This window comes from Bacillus sp. FSL H8-0545 (genome assembly GCF_038006105.1).
GTDB classification, from domain to species: Bacteria; Bacillota; Bacilli; order Bacillales; family Bacillaceae_G; genus Bacillus_A; species Bacillus_A cereus_U.
Genome location: NZ_JBBOUO010000001.1, coordinates 4560438 through 4582274 on the forward strand (window position 1 = coordinate 4560438; position 21837 = coordinate 4582274).

Sequence of the window (21837 nt, forward strand, 5' to 3'; positions counted from 1 at the left end):
AATTCTCTCCTTTTTATATAAGCAAATTATTTAATAATTGTTTTACCTGTCATTTCTTTCGGTTGTTCCACATTTAAAAGTGTAAGCATTGTTGGGGCGATATCTCCTAAAATACCACCTTCACGAAGCTCTACATCATTTTTTGTAACGATGAAAGGAACCGGGTTAGTTGTATGAGCTGTCATTGGTCCACCCTCAGCAGTTAACTCCTGATCGGCATTACCATGGTCAGCAGTAATAAGTGCTACACCATCTTTTGCAAGAATCGCTTCTACAACTTTTCCTAAACATTCGTCAGTTGCTTCTACTGCTTTAATTGTTGGTTCCATCATCCCAGAATGGCCAACCATATCACAGTTTGCAAAGTTAAGAATGATAACATCATGTTTATCATTTTCGATGTCATTTACTAAAGCGTCCGTTACTTCATAAATGCTCATTTCAGGTTTCAAGTCATACGTTGCAACCTTCGGTGAGTTAATTAAAATACGCTCTTCTCCTGGGAATTCAGCCTCACGACCACCGCTAAAGAAGAATGTAACGTGCGGATACTTTTCAGTTTCCGCGATGCGAAGTTGCTTTAATCCCGCTTGCGCAACAACTTCACCTAATGTGTTATCAAGGTTCATTGGCTTGAATGCCACGTAACCATCTACAGTTTCACTGAAATGTGTCATACAAACGAATTCAGGAATGTGAGGTACTTTTTCACCACGATCGAACTCACGGAAGTCTTCGTTTGTAAATACACGAGCAATTTGAATTGCACGGTCTGGACGGAAGTTATAGAAGATAACTGCATCATCATTATTGATTGTTGCAACTGGCGTGTCATCTTCGTTAACAATTACAGACGGCAATACGAATTCATCATGAATACCATTTGCATAAGAGTCTTCTACACACTCTTCTGCTGATTTATAAGTAGGGCCTTCACCATTCACCATAGCACGGTAACATTTTTCTACGCGATCCCAACGCTTGTCACGGTCCATGGAGTAATAACGACCAGAGATAGTCGCGAATTGTCCTACTCCTGTTTCTTTAATTACTTCATTTGTTGCATCGATATAACCTTTTGCTGTTTGTGGTCCAACATCGCGGCCATCTAAGAATGCATGGATATATACTTTCTCCACGCCTTCTTTTGCTGCTAAGCGAAGAAGAGCAAACATATGGTTCATGTGACTATGCACACCACCATCAGAAAGTAAACCGAATAAATGAAGAGCAGTACCTTTTTCTTTCACGCTTTTAATTGCATTTTGGAAAGTTTCGTTCTGATCGAACTCACCCTCACGAATTGCAACGTTTACGCGTGTTAAGCTTTGATATACGATGCGGCCAGCACCGATATTTAAGTGACCAACCTCTGAGTTACCCATTTGACCTGCTGGAAGACCTACTTCCTCACCACAAGCTGTAAGCGTTGTGTGAGGGAATTTGTTCCAGTAACCATCAAAATTAGGTTTCTTAGCTTGTGCTACAGCATTCCCGTAAGTTTCTTCACGTAGTCCGAAACCATCAAGAATGATTAAAGCTGTTGGCTTTCTCATTTTACCGCCCCCAGAAGACCTAAGAACGAAGCAGGCTCTAAGCTAGCACCGCCAACTAAAGCGCCGTCGATGTCAGATTGTGCCATATACTCTTTAATGTTTTCTGGTTTTACGCTACCGCCGTATTGAATACGAACAGCTTCTGCAGCTTCTGGAGAAACAGCTTCTGCAACAACTTTACGGATGTGCGCACATACTTCATTTGCATCTGCAGAAGAAGAAGATTTACCTGTACCGATAGCCCAGATTGGCTCATAAGCGATAACAGTTACTTTAACTTGCTCTTCTGTTAAACCTGCAAGTGCTTTTGTCACTTGACCTGCTACTAGATCAAATGTTTTTCCGCTTTCGCGCTCTTCTAAAGTCTCACCACAACAAACGATTGGTGTTAAACCATGTTCAAATGCTGCAAGAGTCTTTTTGTTTACTGACTCGTCTGTTTCAGCAAACATTTCACGACGCTCAGAGTGGCCAAGTACTACGTAGCCTACTTTTAAGTCGCTAAGTGCTACTGGGCTAATTTCGCCAGTGAATGCACCATTTTTTTCGAAGTGCATGTTTTGTGCACCTACTTGTAAGTCAGTTCCTTCAGCCTTTGCTACTAAGCGCTCTAAGAATAGAGCTGGCGAACAAACTACTGCATCAACAGCTGAAGCTGCTGGGATTTGACCTTTAACTTCCTCTACGAAGCTAACTGCTTCAGCTAGAGTTTTATTCATTTTCCAGTTACCTGCGATAATTGGTTTACGCATGCTTTGCACCGTCCTTTTTCTTTGGCTGCTACTTATTTGTCGTTAAGACAAACTACACCTGGAAGTTCTTTACCTTCCATGAATTCTAATGACGCACCGCCGCCAGTAGAAATGTGGCTCATTTTATCAGCCATACCGAATTTTTCAACAGCTGCTGCAGAGTCACCACCGCCGATAACAGAGTATGTACCTTCTGCATCTGCTAATGCTTGTCCTACTGCTTTTGTACCTTCTGCGAATGGAGTCATTTCGAATACACCCATTGGTCCATTCCATACAACAAGCTTAGAGTTTTTAATTACATCTGCATAAATTTCACGTGTTTTAGGACCGATGTCCACGCCTTCCCAAGTAGAAGGAATAGAGTCGATACCAACGATTTGAGTTGTTGCAGTTTCAGAGAATTCCTCAGTGATTACAACATCAACTGGCATGTAGAAGTTTACGCCTTTTTCTTTTGCAAGTTGCATAAATTCTTTAGCTAGTTCAATTTTGTCGTTTTCACATAGAGATAGACCAATTTCATGACCTAAAGCTTTAACGAATGTATAAGCAAGTCCGCCACCGATGATTAAGTTATCTACTTTGTCTAATAGATGACGAATTACACCGATTTTATCTTTTACTTTCGCACCACCAATGATAGCTGTGAATGGACGTTCTGGGTTAGAAAGTGCTTTACCTAATACATCTAACTCTTTTTCCATTAATAATCCAGATACTGCTGGTAGGTAGTCTGCGATTCCTGCTGTAGAAGCGTGAGCACGGTGAGCTGCACCGAATGCATCGTTTACGAAAATATCAGCAAGAGCTGCAAATTCTTTCGCAAGTTCTGCATCGTTCTTTTCTTCGCCCGCATAGAAACGTACGTTTTCAAGAACTACTACGTCGCCTTCGTTCATTGCTGCAACCATTTCTTGTGCAACTGGTCCGAATGCTTCGTCCGCTTTTTTAACATCTTTACCAAGAAGCTCGCCTAAACGTGCTGCTACTGGAGTAAGACGTAATTCTTCTACTGCTTGACCTTTTGGACGGCCTAAATGACTTGCTAAAATTACTTTCGCACCTTGCTCTACTAAATATTGAATTGTAGGAAGAGCTGCACGGATACGAGTTTCATCTGTAATTTTGCCTTCTTTCATAGGTACGTTGAAATCAACGCGGCAAAATACACGCTTACCTTTTAAATCTACGTCACGAATTGATTTTTTGTTCATTGGATTTCCCTCCGACTACTAGTTAGGATTGACAAAACCCATTCAAAAGCTTATCACATTTGCTTCTAAAACGAAAGAAGAGAGAGAGGGAACAAACCCTCTCCCTCGTTTTGTCATTGATTGCTTATATACTTAAGAATTAAAGACCTTTAGAAGTCATGTATGCAGCTAGGTCTACTACGCGGTTAGAGTAACCAGTTTCGTTATCGTACCAAGAAAGTACTTTAACCATGTTACCTTCCATTACCATTGTAGATAATGCATCGATTGTAGAAGAATCTGTGCAACCGTTATAGTCGATAGATACTAATGGCTCTTCGCTGTATCCAAGGATACCTTTTAATTCGCCTTCAGAAGCTGCTTTGAATGCTGCATTTACTTCTTCAACTGTTACTTCTTTGTCAAGTTCAACAACTAAGTCAACTAGAGAAACGTTAGCAGTTGGAACACGTACAGCGCCACCGTTTAATTTACCTTTAAGTTCTGGTAATACTAATGCTACAGCTTTAGCAGCACCAGTAGATGTTGGGATCATGTTTTCAGCTGCTGCACGAGCACGACGTAAATCTTTGTGTGGTAAGTCTAAGATTTGTTGGTCGTTAGTGTAAGAGTGAATTGTTGTCATCATTCCGCGTTTTACGCCGAATTTTTCGTTTAATACTTTAGCGAATGGAGCTAGACAGTTTGTAGTACAAGAAGCATTAGATACTACGTTGTGGTTAGCTGCATCGTATTCTTCGTGGTTAACACCCATAACTACAGTGATATCTTCGTCAGAAGCTGGAGCTGAGATGATAACTTTCTTAACTGATCCACCTAAGTGTTTCTCAGCGTCTGATTTTTTAGTGAAACGGCCAGTAGATTCTACTACTACTTCTACTCCGTAGTCGTTCCATGGTAATTGAGCTGGGTCACGCTCAGCGATAACTTTAATTTCTTTACCGTTAACAATGATGCTGTTTTCGTTAGCAGATACTTCTGCATTTAAAGTTCCGTGAACTGTATCATATTTTAAAAGGTGAGCTAATGTTTTAGCATCTGTTAAGTCGTTGATTGCTACTACTTCTACCTCAGAGTTGTTAAGAGCTGCGCGGAATACGTTACGTCCGATACGTCCAAATCCATTAATACCAATTTTAGTCATTTAAATTTCCTCCTTGGGGGATTATATTAAAGGGTATTACCCTTTGTTAATTGTTTTGCTGCACCTTCATCTGTAATTAGAATTGAAGTGTGCCCTTGCTTTATTACAGCCTGTATTGCTTTTGCTTTTGAAGAACCTCCAGCGACTGCGACAACGTGAGATACATGTTGTAAATCTTCAAGTTGCATACCAACTGTTCTTACTTTATGAACAACATTTCCTTGTTCATTAAAGTAGTAACCGAAAGCTTCGCCAACTGCTTCGCTTGCCTGAATCTTTAACCAATCTGCTTCTGAAGTATTTCTGCGACGTGCCATTGTTAACGCATCACCAATTCCATGAATGACGATATTGGAAGATCGAATCAACTCAAGAACTTCTTTCACGGAGGGCTCTGTTACAATAGACGCATATGCTTCGCTACTAACGTGATCTGGAACATACAATAAGCGATAATTACTCATCGTATTTTGTGCCATTTTGGCGCAAATGGTATTGGCTTCTAACTCGACACCTTCTCCAATTCCACCACGTGCTGGGACAAATAGCATATGTAAATCTTTGCAATCAAGTTGCATCATGTCCGCAGCAGCAGCTAGCGTACTTCCTCCAGCCACAGCAACGATATTATTCACTGTCAGACGGTCTTTTATACAAGTCACACAAGCACGGCCCATCTCCAGTTTGACCCAAGGTGATTCATCACTATCACCAGGGACAACGAAAACTTCATCCAAGTCTAATGTTTCCTTAAGTTGTTTTTCTAAAACCTTTAACCCGGAAATTTCTTTCATAAAGTCTTCCAAAGCAAGAACTAAAGCTGTTCCTTCTTCTGTCAAAGTCATTCCAGAAGAAGCGATGTGAACTAAGTTTTGTTCTTTCAAAACTTGAACTTCACTTCGCAATACTCGTTCTGTCATACCGAGACTTGCAGATAAGTTTCTTCTTCCAATCGGCTGCATAAGCCTAATGTACTGAAGCACTTGCATTCTCGTTTGCATAACAGGTAGCAGATCAGGTAATAATTTTTTTGTGTTCTGAATCCATGAGCGCATATCTTTTCTCCTCACTACATCGGTTCATTTTCCTTTGTGGTCACTTTATGTCCCGTAGTGACATTTTGCGTCCCACTTAGGTAAAAAAAATAATCCCTGCTACGTGTATTATTGTAACAGGAGACAGAAACTTATTCAACTCTTAACTGCATTGTTTATATAGTTTATTATGACACCTTTGTGAATGTTACCATATTCTACCTGTCTTCCGCCTATTTCTACAACAGGAATCATTAGATGGTATTTCTCTAAAAGGTCATTATCTTCATATATATCTATTTCCTCAATTTGAAAAGAATATTCATATTGTACTTCCTTTAAAACTTGTTTCGCCTTTTCACAAAGACCACAATCTTTTTTTGTATATAGTACAACTCTCATCTTCTTCACCTATCCAATTGTTTTTCTTAGAGACGAAGCAGGAATATGCATTTGTTCTCTATATTTCGCAACCGTTCTGCGAGAAATAACGATTTCATGCTCTTCTTCTAATAATTTTGAAATCTTTTGATCCGAAAGTGGCTTTTTCTTATTTTCTGCTCCAACAAGCGTTTGAATGAATTGTTTCACACGCTTTGTAGAAACAGCCTCATCTTCCGTCGTAGAAATAGAATTACTAAAGAACGATTTCATCTCAAATAAACCATGCGGCGTTTGCACATATTTATTACGCGTCGCACGACTAATTGTAGACTCATGCACACCTAACTCTTCCGCCACCTCTTTTAAAGCAAGTGGTTTTAAATACTCTGGACCTTTCCAGAAGAAATCATGCTGTTTTTCCATAATAATATTCATCACTTGTAAGAGTGTTTGTTTTCTCTGTTTCAAACTGCGCATAATCCATTGCACATGTTGATACTTTTCAGATACATATGAAGCAACTTCACTTTCACTATTATTTAGTAACGCACTATACTCAGAGTGAATCTCAATTCTCGGCATATTCCGTTCGTTCATTTGTAAAACGAGACGATCGCCATCTTTTTTTACCGCCATATCAGGCACGATATAAAGTGGTTTATCAGAAGAAAATGCAAGACCTGGTTTCGGCTGTAATGATGTAATACAGTTCACCGCATCCTGTAATTCCTCGTTAGTACACTTCAACACTTGAACGAGCTTTCGCCAATCTTTCTTAACGAAATAATTAAAATGATCATCTATAATCTCTTCCGCTAAACCATTTCTTCTTTGTAAGCGCTTCAATTGGATTGATAGACATTCCTGAATATTACGCGCACCTACCCCTGCTGGCTCTAACGATTGAACAAGCTCCACAGAACGGTCCACTACATCAATTGGCGCAGAAAGAAGCTCTGATAATTCTTCATTTGTTTCTTGTAAATAGCCATTTCCATCCATGTTCATAATAATGAAAGAAGCTGCTTTTCGCTCTTCTTCATCTATTTTATAATACTGTAGTTGATTTAATAAATGTTGCTGAATCGTTGTAGAATCCACACTGTAGATTTCCATTTGATTCTCGACTTGTTTGCCGGTACTTTTACTTGTGTTAGAGCTCTTTTTCTTCTCCCTCTCGAAACCACCTAACTCAATAAGGGGATTCTCTAACGATTGCTCATATAAAAACTCCGATAATTCTTGTACATTATACTGGAGCATTGTAATCGCTTGCCTTAACTCTTGTGTCATTGCCAAACGTAAGCTTTGTTCTTGTAAAAGACTTGCCTTCAAACTAATCTCCCCCTTGTTTCTATTGTACAATAAGTTTGGTAAAAGGAGAATCCTATCGCAGACACCCATTCCAAAATATTATTAATTTATATGTATTAATGAGATTTACATCTTACAACCGAAAAATGAATAATATTGAAAGAAAATAATAACGCTTAAAAATTATTACCACATACTAATAGTAATTCTTATAACCAGATATAACAAGAGAGAAATAAAAAAAGTCCTAACCTACAAAACGTAAGTTAGGACTTTTTGACGCGCCCAGAGGGATTCGAACCCCCGACAGACGTGGTACCGGAAACCACCGCTCTATCCGACTGAGCTATGGGCGCATGATAAAATTTTATAAACCGTTTATTATCAAGGTTTTAAGCCTTCTTCTATTCCGCTTTTCCACATTTAATTGCTTGCGAAAAACCTCTAATAGAAGTGAAATATAACAAGTAAAGACCTGCTTATTTTCTTCTCATAATAATAGCAATAAAATCCATCTAAATCAATAAAAATATCCCCTTAATCCTTTATATACCTTAGCTAGGAGCCTATAAAACATGTCCTTCCCCTAAATTTTCCAATCATAAATTCACCCCAATTCACAAATTATAATCTTTGAATTGATATTCCAAAGGGGGCTTCATTCAATGACTGTAATTACAAAACTAAAGCAAACTGTTTCTGGATTAAAAAGTGCACAAGCTAGCTTAGAGGGATTCGCTCTTGATACGGATAACCAACAAGCAAAGCAACTTTTCCAAACAGCTGCGCAGCAAACACAAACAATTATTGATTCTTTAAATCCACGTGTTGAAGAAGTCCAGCAAGAAGAACCACAATACACACAGCAATAACCAAAAGTGCCATTTCATCTAATGGTACACAATTTGAGAAAAAGGATGATATGCAATCATCCTTTTTCTCTCAAATTACATACTGCAATAGAAATGGAATGATTATAATGCGAAAACTCGGCCTCATAACCGCGTTATTTGTTCTTCTATTCGGTTCACTTACCGGATGCGATAATAGCCCGTTAGATAAAAAAGTAAAGAAAGAAGAAGCTAAGCGAACAGATGAAAAAAAGGGCCCAAAGTTAACAAAAATGAGTACAGAATCCTTTAATCAATCTATATCGCAAGACGCTAAGAAAAAAGCCCTAGCTATAGATGGCATTATAAAAGCTACCGCAGTTAATACCAATTTAGATCTTTACATAGCCGTCAAACCTGAACATCATGAAAGATTTGGTTTAAAGCCTTTACGAAGTAAATTAAAAAAGAAATTAAGCGATGAAAATCCTACTTTCGATATTCGTGTAAGTACAGACAAAAAGATTTTTATGCTCCTAGAAGAACTTGAAAACAAAATTAAGAACAAGAAAGTAAGTAAGGATGGCATTAAAGAACAATTAAAACTCATTCGATCAGAAATGGGATCTAATATTTAAGCTTTCTAAAAGAAAAGGAAGGATTGCCATGTCTAGTAAAGATAAAAACTTAACTCCTGTACAACAGGAATATAAAAAATTCGCGCAAGAACGAGAACCGAAGCGTCCTGTCTTAAAAAATTGTATAAAAGCTTTTTTCGTTGGTGGTTTCATTTGCTTCATCGGGCAACTTATTTCTACTTTTTACATCACGTATTTTGATTTCACTGAGCGCTCAGCAGGGAATCCGACAGTAGCAACTCTAATTTTCATTTCCATGTTACTAACTGGATTCGGTATATACGATCGTTTTGGACAATTTGCTGGGGCAGGCACAGCGGTACCAGTTACCGGTTTTGGTAATTCTGTTATCGCAGCATGCATTGAACACCGAACGGAAGGGTTCGTCCTAGGTGTTGGCGGTAACATGTTTAAATTGGCTGGCTCTGTTATTTTGTTTGGTGTATTTTCTGCTTTCGTCATCGCACTTATTAAAACGATTCTCGTTCAATGGGGAGGGCTATAAATGTTACAAGGACACCGAACATGGGTATTTGAAAACAAACCAGTCATTATCTCAACCGGGGTAGTCGGTGGACCATTTGAAGCGAAAGGTAATATCCCTGAAGACTTCGACACCCTCCATGAAGATTTATGGCTTGGACAAGATTCTTACGAAAAGGCTCACAAAATTTTATTTGAAGAAGCTTGTAGCCGTGCTACAGAGAAAGCAAAACTTCGAAAAGACGATATTCAATTCGTACTCGCAGGAGATTTAATTAATCAAATAACCCCAACGAGCTTTGCATGTCGTACACTCGGAACACCTTATCTTGGATTATTCGGAGCTTGCTCTACTTCTATGGAAGGATTAGCGCTCGGCGCAAGTATTGTAAATGCAAAAGGCGCAAAATATTTATTAACTGGAGCATCAAGTCATAACGCTGCCGTGGAAAAACAATTCCGTTATCCAACTGAATATGGTGGACAAAAGCCCCCTACAGCGCAGTGGACAGTGACCGGTGCAGGCGCAGCGATTTTAAGTGATACAGGAAATGGTCCAAGAGTTACTTCCGCCACAATTGGGCGAGTTATTGATATGGGTTTAACAGATCCGTTTAATATGGGAGGCGCGATGGCCCCAGCTGCTGTTGATACGATTGAAGCCCATTTACGCGAACGACAAATCGACGCCTCTTATTACGACTTAATCGTAACAGGTGACCTTGGACATGTAGGACGCGAAATCGCTTACGACCTACTACATAAACACGGTACAAAAGTAAAGAGCGAACAATTCCAAGATTGCGGAATCATCATTTATAGAGAAGGTCAACCTGTCATAGCTGGCGGAAGTGGTCCTGGATGTTCGGCAACAGTCGTGTACGGACATTTATTAAATAGAATGAAAAAGGGAGAATTCAAAAAGATGCTAGTTGTTGCAACAGGTGCTTTACTATCTCCACTTACATTCCAACAAGAAGAAACAATTCCATGTATCGCTCATGCTGTATCGATCGAATTTGGAGGTGCAACACAATGATTTTTTTCTGGGCTTTTGTTATTGGTGGACTTATATGTGTAATTGGTCAACTTATGTTTGATGTGGGTAAACTTACTCCTGCCCATACAATGGCAACACTCGTTGTTGTTGGGGCTATATTAGATGGATTCAATCTATATGAACCATTAATTGATTTTGCGGGTGCAGGAGCAACTGTACCAATTACAAGTTTCGGTAACGCCCTCGTTCACGGCGCTATGGAAGAAGCTGCAAAACATGGAATTGTCGGCGTTATTACCGGTATGTTTAAAGTAACAAGCGCTGGTATTTCTGCTGCTATCATTTTTGGATTCATCGGAGCATTGCTATTTAAACCGAAAGGATAAGAGGTGTTTTCATGACTGTTATCGCTAGTGTAAAAACATGCCTCGCTAGTTTAAGGGGGGCTCAAGCAAGCTTAAGTTCCCTTTCGTTAAATTCAGAAGACGAAGAAACAAAACGCGTCTTTCACGAATGTATGTTAGAAATGGACAGCGTCATCGCTGATTTAAAGGATAGAGTTTCATTATTAGAACGTGAAGAACCTCAATATAAAGGGTTTTAAGTAGACTGGAGGAAATGACTATGTCTCACCTGCCCGAATGGACACTCGTTATTCTTCGCTCTGTATTCATATTAATCATTTTATTCGCTATTACGAAATGGTTAGGGAAAAGACAAATCTCTCAGCTCTCCTTTTTTGAATACATAGCCGGAATGACAATCGGTGACATCGCTGCCCAAGTATCTACAGGGCTCGATTCAAAATTTTTCCACGGCGTCTTTGCGATACTCATTTTCGCTGTGGTACCTTTTTTCACAGGAATCCTCTCCTTAAAGAACAAAACAGCTCGGGACTTCTTTGAAGGGAAATCTACCGTATTAATAAAAGATGGAAAAATACTCGAAGATAACTTAAAGAAAGAAAAATATACAAGTGACGAATTACTTGAACTACTCCGAGGAAAAGATGCGTTCAGCGTAGCTGATGTTGAATTTGCAGTACTAGAACCGAGCGGTGAATTAAATGTATTATTAAAGAAAGATCGCCAACCACTTACAGCAAAAGACGTAGGCTTAAAAGTACCAAACGAGAAGGAACCACAAACTGTTATTATGGATGGAAATGTACTAGATGAACCTCTGTCATCAAGTGGACATAACCGGGCTTGGCTACATTCAGAATTAGAAAAACTCGGCGTTGTTATTGAAAATGTCTTTCTCGGTCAAGTTGACTCATACGGACAACTTACTATCGACATTTATAATGACAAACTCCAAATGCCTTCTCCTCAAAACAAACCTTTATTATTAGCATCTTTAAAAAAATGTCATGCTGACCTTGAACTATTTTCTTTAGAAACAAAATCGAAATCAGCAAGTGAAATGTATAGTAAAAACGCGAAACAAGTCGAAACAATTTTAAATAAAGTAACCTATCTTTTAAAAGAATAAATACCGAAAGAACGCTTCAGTAAAAAGGCGTTCTTTTGCCCTTTCTACACCTTTAATCACGTTTAAATTTATGTAATTCGGTTATGATGTTGAAGATACATAAGCAGGGAATTTTAAAAACATAGCGAATAAATCATGATACAACTACATATTTTTTTGATTTAAAGTGGTTTCGTTTGACCTTTATTGACCATAATTGTATTATAAACTAATAAAGCTTTCAAAGGAGGAAATAACAGATGAATTTAATTCCTACAGTAATTGAACAAACAAATCGTGGAGAACGCGCTTACGATATTTACTCTCGACTATTAAAGGACCGCATCATTATGCTTGGTAGCGCAATTGATGACAACGTAGCAAACTCAATCGTTTCCCAGCTTTTATTCTTGGAATCTCAAGATCCAGAAAAAGATATTCACATCTATATCAACAGCCCTGGTGGTTCTATCACAGCTGGTATGGCAATTTACGATACAATGCAGTTTATTAAACCACAAGTATCAACAATCTGTATCGGTATGGCTGCATCTATGGGTGCATTCTTACTTGCAGCAGGTGAAAAAGGAAAACGTTTCGCTCTTCCTAACAGTGAAGTAATGATTCACCAACCACTTGGCGGTGCACAAGGTCAAGCGACTGAAATCGAAATCGCTGCAAAACGCATCCTATTCTTACGCGAAAAATTAAACCAAATTCTTGCTGACCGCACAGGTCAACCACTTGAAGTTCTACAACGCGACACAGACCGCGACAACTTCATGACAGCAGAAAGAGCTCTAGAATACGGCTTAATCGATAAGATCTTTACAAGTCGTTAATAACTACTAAAAGCGGAAGCGGCTCGTTTAGAATCGCAGGGCGCCTAAGCCCCTGATTCCGAGGCGCTTTTTGCCTCGAATGAAGGGGCGAAACGACCGGAGATTCTAGCCGCTGGAGCTGGATATAACTAAAAGCGGAAGCGCCCTGTCAACAGGGCGCTTTTTTTATTATGTACAAGGGCAGCGCATAACCCACTCAGTATCCAATCAAATATGTCGGCGTTTCGACACAACTTATCGACTTACCGACAATTTCCGACAAGCGCGAACTAGCTACATACCCCACCGATCATTCGTTACCCCACACCAGCCAAGCTGCTCACAAATAGCAGAATAAAAAAAGCTATCGCACATTCGCGATAGCCTTTTATTGTACATATGCAGCTAATGCTTCCAAAGCCTCTTCTGCATCTGAACCTTCTGTTGTGATTGTAATCATGCTACCAGTTCCGATTGCTAAGCTCATAATCCCCATTATGCTCTTTGCATTAACTGTCTTTCCATCTTTCTCAATGAAAATATCAGAATGAAAGCGATTTGCCTCTTGTACAAACAACGCAGCCGGACGTGCTTGTAAGCCGTTTTTTAATGCAACTTTAACCACTTTTTGAACCACAGCTCCATTTCCCCTTTAACCTCTTATTTTTTTGCTACCGTTTCCCCCGCGCGTAATTTCTCTGCAATTCCATCGATTTTACGCAAACGATGATTAATACCCGATTTACTAATTTTCCCCCCGGATACCATCTCACCTAACTCTTTCAATGTTACATCTTGATAATCTCTTCGTAACTGTGCAATTTCTCTTAATTTATCTGGCAAAATATCAAGCCCAACGGTCTCATCAATATAGCGGATATTCTCAATTTGCCTTAGCGCTGCACCAATTGTTTTATTTAAATTAGCTGTTTCGCAGTTAACTAAACGATTTACCGAATTACGCATATCGCGAACAATTCGAATATCTTCAAATCTTAAAAGTGCATTATGAGCACCTATAATATTTAAAAATTCTGTAATTTTCTCAGCTTCTTTCAAATACGTAATGTACCCTTTTCTTCTTTCCAACGTCTTACTATTTAAATCAAATCCGTTCATCAGTTCACATATAGAATCATTATGTTCCTTATATAACGAAAAGATCTCTAAATGATAAGATGATGTTTCTGGGTTATTTACCGAACCACCTGCTAAAAATGCACCGCGTAAATACGATCGTTTACAACATTTCTTCTCGATTAATTCCTGCGATATATTTCGAATAAACGAAAAGTCATCTCGAACAATGTGAAGATCTGCTAATATTTCGCGAGACTTCTCAACAAGCCGCACGATATATACATTATTTTTCTTCAATCGCATTTTTTTACGAACAAGTAATTCTACCGTCACATCATATCCTTTTTTCAAGAGCGTATAAATCCTTCTTGCAATTGCTGCATTTTCCGTTTGAATATCGATAGATAGGCGACGGTTTGAAAAAGAAAGCGATCCGTTCATTCGAAGCAACGCCGATAATTCTGATTTCTCACAGCATTCCTTCATTTCAAGGTTGGTCAACTCTTTCTTTGTTTCTGATGCAAATGACACAGTCAACACCTCCTTATACTATTACTTGGGAACAAAAATCTTGTCCTATATGAATGAGGAGCGTTACCTCAAACGAGGCAACGCACATTTATAACAATGAATATAAAATAGAAGCTAACTTTAATGTATCATGTCTTACAACACGCTCATCATATTTCGCTAATCGCTCTTGAATGATTTCGATATTATGTTCAGCAAAACGATCTGTATCCAGTGCAACTGGTTCCGACATTTCTTCCTCATATAACTTACGTAATTCACGAGGAATATCACGATTATTTACAATCGCAGTGTCGATAAATGGTTTACCTAAATGATCATGTAACGCCTGCACATGATCAAACGCAGTATAACCCTTCGTTTCGCCCGCTTGCGTCATAACATTACATACATATACCTTCTTCGCTTTTGCAGCAAGAACAGCATCTCCAATTTTGTTAACAACTAAATTCGGTAATATACTTGTGTACAGACTTCCTGGACCGAAAACAAGCAAATCAGCTCGTTTAATTTCCGTCAACGTTTCACATAACGGTTCTACATCTTCTGGAGTTAAAAAGACACGATTAATCTTCTTCCCGAAATAAGGAATCTTTGATTCACCTGTTACAATTTCTCCATCTTCTAATTCTGCATGAAGTACCGCACTTTGATTCGCTGCTGGTAATACACGTCCTCTGACATTTAATACTTTACTCGTTTCCGTAATCGCGCGGTAAAAGTCTCCTGTAATCGAAGTCATACCTGCCAATAGTAAATTTCCTAAAGCATGCCCTTTCAGTCCGTCTCCAGTTGTAAAACGGTGCTGAAATAAAGCTTCCACTAATGGTTCTACATCCGATAACGCAACAAGTACGTTACGAATATCACCTGGAGGTGGAATTGCTAGCTCATCACGTAGTCTACCTGAACTGCCTCCATCGTCGGCTACTGTTACAACCGCTGTAATATCAACAGGGTATTGTTTTAAACCTCTTAATAAAACAGAAAGTCCAGTTCCACCTCCCATGATAACAATTTTAGGTTTTCTCTCTTTTTTCATCCCTTAATGGCCCTTTCTCTTCTCCACATCACGATGAGATACATGAACGCTATACTCTGGTTTCAAATGTTTCCCAAGGTACTCTGTAAGCGTAACAGAACGATGTTGCCCACCTGTACATCCAATCGCAATTACAAGTTGACTCTTACCTTCTCTTTTATAATGAGGCAGCATGAAAGTGATAAGATCCGTCAATTTCTCTAAAAACTTATGTGTTTCATTAAATTTCAACACATACGACGAAACTTCTTCATCCAGTCCTGTTAATGGCTTCATATGTGGAATATAATATGGATTTGGTAAAAAACGAACATCAAATACTAAATCAGCATCAATTGGAATTCCGTACTTAAATCCAAATGACATAACATTTACACGAAATGCTTGCTCAGTTTCTGTTGAGAATAAGTGAACAATTTTCTCTCGTAATTCTTTCGGTTTCAAATCAGATGTATCAAGCACAATATTCGCTCGCGCCTTCATATCAGTTAATAGACCACGCTCAGCTTCAATTCCCTTTAACGGCAAGCCAGTTGGCGCAAGTGGATGTGAACGTCTCGTTTCTTTATAACGAGTTACAAGTGTGCTATCTTTCGCATCTAAAAATAAAATATGAGGAATAATCCATGTACGTTCTGATAAATCGTCAAGTGCTCCCCATAAATATTCAAAAAACTCTCGGCCACGTAAATCAATACCGAGTGCTACTTTATTCATTTTACCTTTTGAATCTGCCATAAGTTCAATAAACTTCGGCAATAACATCGGTGGTAAATTATCTACACAAAAATATCCTAAATCTTCAAAACTTTGTAACGCTACCGTTTTTCCAGCTCCAGACATCCCTGTAATAATTACCATTTTTATATCATTATTCTCTGTCATCGTATCCTCTCCTTGCAGGTTTAACTCGGATCTAATCGATATGAAAGCAACTCAAAATCTGGGGTATATACAAATGTACCGTAGATTATACCATTCCCTTTAATTAAATAATCAATAATATGATAATCTCCTGGTGCCATTGCTAAATCATCAATTTTATCAAATGTATGCCAACCAATGATGCCTTCTTCGCTCTCTAATTTGTTTTCTCCTGCAAAATCTGTTGCTAAAAAGGAGAACATCATCCATTCAGAAACAACTTTATCACCTTCTTGGATGACAAAGGTGAAGACCCCTTTTAACGCTGGGTTCTTTAAATAAATACCTGTTTCTTCACGATACTCGCGAACAACGGAATCTCTTACCGTCTCACCACGTTCCATTTTCCCGCCCGGTGCAACCCACCAATTCCGGCGAGGTTTTTGGAGTAAGAGTACTTCATTATCTCTAATTAACACACAGTTTGTCACTCTTTGCATGTTTCTTCACCTCAGCTACTTGCAGCAAAATTTCTCACTGCATACTCATTTCATTATACTATCAAAAACAGTTTGCTACAACGAAGGTGCCAGTCCCCTTTCGCTAAGCAATTGTAAAAATTTTTTCTATAACAAGCAATCAAAATGCCTTACTTCCCATGAAAAATACATAAAAATCCCCTTAACGATAAAAATCGTTAAGGGGATTTTTACACTTATTTCTTACCGAAATAAGTAACAACCGCAAATCCTAAAATAAAAGTAATAATTGAACTTACAATTGAAATGCCACCAGTCGGAATGCCAGGGAACACAATGACAATCGACCCGATAACGAGCCCAATAATTGCCGCAAATGTCATACTTTTATAACGATCTAACAAATAACTAATCCCTTTACTACTTACAACAAATCCGGCCATCACGCCGGCACCAATAACCAGGATTAACGGTAAATTGAGTGTAGTTAAAGCGTTAATTGCTGTTGGATACACACCAATAATTAATAAAATAAACGATCCACTAATTCCAGGAAGAAGCATAGCCATACTAGCCATCCATCCTGCGAAAAATAAACCAATTGCATTTAAAATTGTTAACGTCGTAATCGGATCAGCTGCCTTATCTGGTTTAAAGAATGCTGTTATTGCAACAAGAATTGCTGCAATTATTAATAAGGCAATATGACTACCTTTAAACGTTGCCTTTGCATCAGCTTCTCTCATTAACATCGGTAATATACTAATAATTAAACCGAGGAAGAAAAATTGAGTCGGTTCATAATGATTTGCTAATAAATATTTAATAACGTGACTTAACGTTAGAAAAGCTGCCGCTACACCAGCTGCAAGTGGGATTAAAAACGCTAAATGTTTTTTCCATTCACGGCTAAAGAATCCGCTAATTGCTGCGAGCAATTGTTCATAAATCCCTAACACAACAGCGATTGTTCCGCCGCTCACACCAGGAATTAAATCACTAACGCCCATACAAAATCCACGATATATATTACGCCATTCCATACTGAATAAATTCCTCATTTCTTATAGTGATTTTTTCCGTAAAGTCCAGTATATCAATAAGAAATCTTATAATCCTAATTGTTTTTGAAAAAACTTTGACATTTCCACAAAAAAAAGAAAGCTCCTATCGGTAGCTTTCTTCTCAAAAGGTATATTACCCCTTATTTTTCTGTTACAGTTTTTAATTCTTCTACTAACTCTTCTATATAATGCTGTGCACTTTGTGCTGCAATACTACCATCACCTGTTGCAGTTACAATTTGACGAAGCATTTTTTCACGAACATCACCAGCTGCGAAAATACCAGGAACTTTCGTTTCCATACGCTCGTTCGTTTCAACATAACCATTTTCGTTTGTAATACCTAACTCAACAAACGGTTTTGATAGTGGTAACATACCGATGTATATGAAAACGCCGTCAGTTTTAACTTCTTGTTCTTCTCCGCTGTTTACATCTACAAGTGTTACGCTTCCTACTTTACCATTTGCATCGTTAATTTCTTTTATAGTGTGATTCCAAATGAAATCTACTTTCTCATTTTGGAAAGCACGATCTTGTAAAATTTTCTGTGCACGAAGAGTGTCACGACGGTGAACGATTGTTACTTTTGATGCGAAGCGTGTTAAGAACACACCCTCTTCAACAGCAGAATCTCCGCCGCCAATAACAACAAGTTCTTTCCCTTTAAAGAATGCACCATCACATACTGCACAATACGATACACCGCGGCCGCCAAGTTCTGTTTCACCTGGCACACCAATTTTTTTATACTCTGCACCGCTTGCAACGATAATTGCACGTGCTTTATATTCTTTTTTACCAGCAATAATTGTTTTGTACTCTTTACCATCGATGATTGCTTTCACATCACCGTATGCATATTCAGCACCAAATTTCTTCGCATGCTCAAACATTTTATTTGATAAGTCTGGTCCTAAAATAGACTCATAACCTGGATAGTTCTCTACATCTTCTGTATTTGCCATTTGTCCACCTGGAATACCACGTTCAAGCATCAGTGTGCTTAAATTCGCACGAGATGTATATACCGCAGCTGTCATACCAGCTGGTCCTGCACCAATAATAATGACATCATAAATTTTTTCTTCTGACACACTATTCACTCCCATTCATTCATACACATTAAGTTACCCTCATTATACTGTTAGCATCATTTTTTTCCCAATGATTTGCCTACCCTACGTGTGCGTGCGCTTAACAGCTTGCACATACTTTCGTACAGTCGCTACAGATACATTATATACATCACCAAGCTCTGCCTGTGTCATCTTATTTCTTTGTTCGCCGCGCACAATATATTCAATTGCCGCTGACCAACCGTACACATTTGTAAAAGTCGCTCCAGATGTATATAAACGTATGAACGTACAAAACCAAAAATTTAAACACTCTTCGATTAATTCATCGTCTTTTTTCGTATAATTGTATAATGCATCCGCGATTCGTACGCACTGTTCAAATTGCTGTAAATCAGCTGGGATGCTTTTATGACTATTAAGTAAAAAGAAATATTTTGCAAGTTGCGATACGATTGGAACACCATTTTTCGCTTGCGTTACATCAAAGAAGAACCCAACCTTCTCTGGTGTTGACAATTCATTCATTAAATATAAAGCTAGCATTTTCTCTTCTAGCGTCGTACTTTTCTGAAATGATTTTCGTAACTCTTCAAATAAAAGATTTTGTCCTTCATCTGCTAAATTCAGTGCATTCCACGGTTCTTTTCCTTTTTTATCAGGATGCAATTCTACAACATGTTGCCACATTTTTTCAGCTACTGGCTGTTCCTTCACCATATACGCAGAGTATGCAAACCAGTAATAAAAACTAACGTCTCCTTCGTATCCTTGACGCTTTAATACTTTGAACCATTTATATGCAGGTTCAAAATGACCAATTGTTGCAAGCGTTGTTCCAAGTTTCAAACGATGCTCAAATGAAATTGGATATACCGAAACTAACTGCCCTGCTAATGACTCTACTTGCTTATGCTCTCCAATTGAATATAGAAAAATAAGCGTATTACAAAGCGCATGCATATTACCAGGACTTTTCTCTAAAATCATTTCTGTTAACTTAAGCGCTTGATCTACATTACCTGATTGAAAATGTGCAATCGCTAAATTATTATGGCCCGACCAAAATTCTGGATATTCTTTCGTAACAACTTCTAGTGTAGCAATCGCCTCTTCTAATTGTCCGTTACGAATGTAGCGGTTCGCTTCTTCCTGCATAACAATTAGCTCATCTTCATCCTCAATCTCTTCCGCACCCATTGCTTCTTCTTCCATAATCTCAAGCAATTCTAATGTATCTTCTACGAATTCCTTCTCTTCCGCAACTTCTAAATATCGCTCTGCATACTTCTTCGCCTGTTGAAACAAGCCCATATATGCATAATTATTTGAAATAAAATAATAGCATTGCTCAAGTTCAGGATTGGATCTAACAAGCTTTAGAAATATCTGATTCGACTCTTGATATTCACCAGATTCAGATAATGCTATTGCTAGTTGGCATAAAATAAATGGCTCCTTCTCGCTTTGTGACGCTCTTCGAAAATATTTAATTGCATCTTGCAATTTTTGCCCTTTATAAGCCCTCATCCCTTTTTTATAAAAGAAGTCCGCTAATTGATTAAAAGAGATAACTTGTCCGCTCTCCTTATATATTCTTTGATTTTTCCCCATATATCCTCCAGTTTTTTGTTTTCTTCGCTCACACATTCTTCTATCTATAAGTATAAACGATTCCGTAAAAAACAAAACAGTATATTATAATCAAATATTTCCTTTTTATTCATAAAAAGAGAAGAGAAATGTTACATTTTTAACATCAACCTTCTCTAGTAGGCATTTCCTCTTTCGTATAAATAATACGCATCGGATTTCCGCCTACGAAAGCGCCGCCTGGTACATCTTTATGGACAAGTGTGCCTGCAGAAACGATAGCACCATCTCCAATCGTCACACCTGGTAAAACTGTCGTATTCGCTCCGATCATAACTTCATTCCCTATGACGATTTCTCCGAGTCGATACTCACGAATTAAATATTCATGCGATAAAAGCGTTGTATTATAGCCGATAATTGAATTGTCTCCCACAGTAATCTTTTCTGGAAACATAATATCTGGCATTACCATAAGTGCAAACGACGTTTTCTTTCCTACTTCCATCCGTAAAAACGTGCGATATAACCAATTCTTCACGGATAAAAATGGCGTGTAACGTGCGATTTGGATGATAATAAAGTTTTTCATTACCTTCCAAAAAGAAACTGTTTTATACACATTCCACAATGAATTTTCTCCTGAAACAGGATAGCGCGTTGTCCGTCGCACTGAACTCTCTCCTCTACTTATATAAAGTGACACTTTAACCGGTAGGAACCCTTTTCCCCACTGATTACTAACTCTCATCAATCAAGCATTTACAGGCAGGAATCTTACTACCCATTAATACGGGACAAAATCGGTAGTAAATCACTCATTTTATCTAGCACATAATCTGGTTTATACGCTTCTAAATATGCTCTACCTTTCAATGTCCATGAAACCGCTACTGTTTTCGTACCTGCATTTTGTCCACCGACGATATCATGATGATTATCACCAACCATCAATGTTTCTTCTGGCTTTGCATCTAATAATTTCAATGCTTTTTGAAGTGGTTCTGGATGTGGTTTCACATGTTCCACATCATCAATCGTCACGACAACATCAAAAAACTGATCAAGTTTCGAAAGCTTTAATCCCATTTCAACCGTCTGTCTCGCTTTCGTTGTAACGATGCCGATCTTATAACCTTGCTTCTTCAATTCTTGAACCGTTTCATATACAGTTTCATATTCTTCCACTAATTCATCATGATGCTCATGATTAAATTGACGATAACATGTAATCATCTCTTCAACCTTGCTTGCATCAATCTTACTAAAAGTGTCGTGCAAAGATGGACCGATAAATCCTAATACATCTTCACGCTTATACTGATTAGAATAATAGTGATTTAACGTATGTAAAAAAGAAGAGATAATAAGTTCATTTGTATTAATTAACGTTCCATCTAAATCAAATAACACTGTATTTATTTTCATCGTCCTTAATCCTTTCATTACCTGAATATGA

At 38.2% G+C, this 21837-nt stretch carries 25 protein-coding genes and 1 tRNA gene; 8 read left to right on the forward strand and 18 right to left on the reverse strand.

Going from position 1 to position 21837, the window contains the following annotated elements; translation table 11 throughout:
- Positions 1 to 26: 26 nt before the first annotated feature.
- The 8 genes from gpmI to MHI07_RS24065 form a co-directional block, all read right to left on the reverse strand.
- Positions 27 to 1556 (reverse strand): 2,3-bisphosphoglycerate-independent phosphoglycerate mutase, encoded by a 1530-nt coding sequence (gpmI, locus tag MHI07_RS24030; RefSeq protein WP_002089542.1) that lies wholly within the window; start codon positions 1554 to 1556, stop codon positions 27 to 29.
- A complete protein-coding gene (gene tpiA / locus MHI07_RS24035; RefSeq protein ID WP_002159914.1) occupies positions 1553 to 2308 on the reverse strand; it encodes a triose-phosphate isomerase in 756 nt (251 codons plus the stop codon). The genes gpmI and tpiA overlap by 4 nt, the downstream gene beginning before the upstream one ends.
- A 32-nt stretch (positions 2309 to 2340) precedes the next feature.
- Entirely contained in the window at positions 2341 to 3525 is a 1185-nt protein-coding gene (locus MHI07_RS24040; protein WP_002159913.1) for a phosphoglycerate kinase, read from the reverse strand.
- Positions 3526 to 3664: 139 nt separating this feature from the next.
- Positions 3665 to 4669, reverse strand: a complete 1005-nt coding sequence (gene gap, locus MHI07_RS24045; RefSeq protein ID WP_002112805.1) for a type I glyceraldehyde-3-phosphate dehydrogenase — start codon at positions 4667 to 4669, stop codon at positions 3665 to 3667.
- Between the two features lie 26 nt (positions 4670 to 4695).
- The gene (gene cggR, locus MHI07_RS24050) at positions 4696 to 5724 is read right to left on the reverse strand and encodes a gapA transcriptional regulator CggR (RefSeq protein WP_078179436.1); all 1029 of its coding nucleotides are present in this window, start codon (positions 5722 to 5724) and stop codon (positions 4696 to 4698) included.
- Between the two features lie 135 nt (positions 5725 to 5859).
- Complete coding sequence (locus MHI07_RS24055) at positions 5860 to 6105, reverse strand: glutaredoxin family protein (RefSeq protein ID WP_215580081.1); 246 nt, start codon at positions 6103 to 6105, stop codon at positions 5860 to 5862.
- Between the two features lie 9 nt (positions 6106 to 6114).
- Positions 6115 to 7422 (reverse strand): RNA polymerase factor sigma-54, encoded by a 1308-nt coding sequence (gene rpoN / locus MHI07_RS24060; protein WP_215580083.1) that lies wholly within the window; start codon positions 7420 to 7422, stop codon positions 6115 to 6117.
- Between the two features lie 259 nt (positions 7423 to 7681).
- A tRNA-Arg gene (locus tag MHI07_RS24065) sits at positions 7682 to 7757 on the reverse strand.
- A gap of 309 nt (positions 7758 to 8066) precedes the next feature.
- On the opposite strand from MHI07_RS24065, the gene MHI07_RS24070 reads away from it, so the two are divergent.
- From MHI07_RS24070 to clpP, 8 genes are all read left to right on the forward strand, one after another.
- Positions 8067 to 8273, forward strand: coding sequence for a DUF1657 domain-containing protein (locus MHI07_RS24070; RefSeq protein ID WP_000216167.1), 207 nt, complete (start codon positions 8067 to 8069; stop codon positions 8271 to 8273).
- 107 nt (positions 8274 to 8380) lie between these two features.
- Entirely contained in the window at positions 8381 to 8869 is a 489-nt protein-coding gene (locus tag MHI07_RS24075; RefSeq protein ID WP_016106599.1) for a YhcN/YlaJ family sporulation lipoprotein, read from the forward strand.
- Positions 8870 to 8897: 28 nt separating this feature from the next.
- Positions 8898 to 9374, forward strand: a complete 477-nt coding sequence (spoVAC, locus tag MHI07_RS24080) for a stage V sporulation protein AC (protein ID WP_002112810.1) — start codon at positions 8898 to 8900, stop codon at positions 9372 to 9374.
- Positions 9375 to 10391: a stage V sporulation protein AD gene (gene spoVAD, locus MHI07_RS24085; protein WP_078173399.1), complete on the forward strand. Its 1017-nt coding sequence runs from the start codon at positions 9375 to 9377 to the stop codon at positions 10389 to 10391.
- Complete coding sequence (spoVAE, locus tag MHI07_RS24090; RefSeq protein WP_002112813.1) at positions 10388 to 10738, forward strand: stage V sporulation protein AE; 351 nt, start codon at positions 10388 to 10390, stop codon at positions 10736 to 10738. Before spoVAD ends, spoVAE begins: the two co-directional genes overlap by 4 nt.
- An 11-nt stretch (positions 10739 to 10749) precedes the next feature.
- Positions 10750 to 10956 (forward strand): DUF1657 domain-containing protein, encoded by a 207-nt coding sequence (locus tag MHI07_RS24095; RefSeq protein ID WP_016106600.1) that lies wholly within the window; start codon positions 10750 to 10752, stop codon positions 10954 to 10956.
- Positions 10957 to 10976: 20 nt separating this feature from the next.
- Complete coding sequence (locus tag MHI07_RS24100; RefSeq protein ID WP_002144904.1) at positions 10977 to 11846, forward strand: DUF421 domain-containing protein; 870 nt, start codon at positions 10977 to 10979, stop codon at positions 11844 to 11846.
- A 239-nt stretch (positions 11847 to 12085) separates the two neighbouring features.
- On the forward strand, positions 12086 to 12667 hold the full coding sequence (gene clpP, locus MHI07_RS24105; RefSeq protein WP_002159906.1) for an ATP-dependent Clp endopeptidase proteolytic subunit ClpP: 582 nt from the start codon (positions 12086 to 12088) through the stop codon (positions 12665 to 12667).
- Between the two features lie 367 nt (positions 12668 to 13034).
- Here the strand turns inward: clpP and MHI07_RS24110 are convergent, their stop codons facing one another.
- From MHI07_RS24110 to ppaX, 10 genes are all read right to left on the reverse strand, one after another.
- Complete coding sequence (locus tag MHI07_RS24110; protein ID WP_002144903.1) at positions 13035 to 13283, reverse strand: HPr family phosphocarrier protein; 249 nt, start codon at positions 13281 to 13283, stop codon at positions 13035 to 13037.
- 23 nt (positions 13284 to 13306) lie between these two features.
- A complete protein-coding gene (whiA, locus tag MHI07_RS24115) occupies positions 13307 to 14257 on the reverse strand; it encodes a DNA-binding protein WhiA (protein WP_002159905.1) in 951 nt (316 codons plus the stop codon).
- 88 nt (positions 14258 to 14345) lie between these two features.
- Positions 14346 to 15299 carry a gluconeogenesis factor YvcK family protein gene (locus MHI07_RS24120; protein WP_215580085.1) on the reverse strand — a complete coding sequence of 318 codons (954 nt, stop codon included), beginning with the start codon at positions 15297 to 15299 and terminating at the stop codon, positions 14346 to 14348.
- A gap of 3 nt (positions 15300 to 15302) precedes the next feature.
- Complete coding sequence (gene rapZ, locus MHI07_RS24125) at positions 15303 to 16184, reverse strand: RNase adapter RapZ (protein WP_002016084.1); 882 nt, start codon at positions 16182 to 16184, stop codon at positions 15303 to 15305.
- Between the two features lie 20 nt (positions 16185 to 16204).
- Positions 16205 to 16663 (reverse strand): NUDIX hydrolase, encoded by a 459-nt coding sequence (locus MHI07_RS24130; protein WP_001190080.1) that lies wholly within the window; start codon positions 16661 to 16663, stop codon positions 16205 to 16207.
- 215 nt (positions 16664 to 16878) lie between these two features.
- Entirely contained in the window at positions 16879 to 17685 is an 807-nt protein-coding gene (locus MHI07_RS24135) for a DUF368 domain-containing protein (RefSeq protein ID WP_002068336.1), read from the reverse strand.
- A gap of 161 nt (positions 17686 to 17846) precedes the next feature.
- Positions 17847 to 18803 carry a thioredoxin-disulfide reductase gene (gene trxB, locus MHI07_RS24140; RefSeq protein ID WP_002089563.1) on the reverse strand — a complete coding sequence of 319 codons (957 nt, stop codon included), beginning with the start codon at positions 18801 to 18803 and terminating at the stop codon, positions 17847 to 17849.
- An 84-nt stretch (positions 18804 to 18887) separates the two neighbouring features.
- Entirely contained in the window at positions 18888 to 20399 is a 1512-nt protein-coding gene (locus MHI07_RS24145; RefSeq protein WP_215580087.1) for a tetratricopeptide repeat protein, read from the reverse strand.
- A 145-nt stretch (positions 20400 to 20544) separates the two neighbouring features.
- Positions 20545 to 21051, reverse strand: coding sequence for an acyltransferase (locus tag MHI07_RS24150; protein WP_215580089.1), 507 nt, complete (start codon positions 21049 to 21051; stop codon positions 20545 to 20547).
- A gap of 107 nt (positions 21052 to 21158) precedes the next feature.
- Positions 21159 to 21806: a pyrophosphatase PpaX gene (gene ppaX / locus MHI07_RS24155; protein WP_016106605.1), complete on the reverse strand. Its 648-nt coding sequence runs from the start codon at positions 21804 to 21806 to the stop codon at positions 21159 to 21161.
- Between the last annotated feature and the right edge of the window lie 31 nt (positions 21807 to 21837).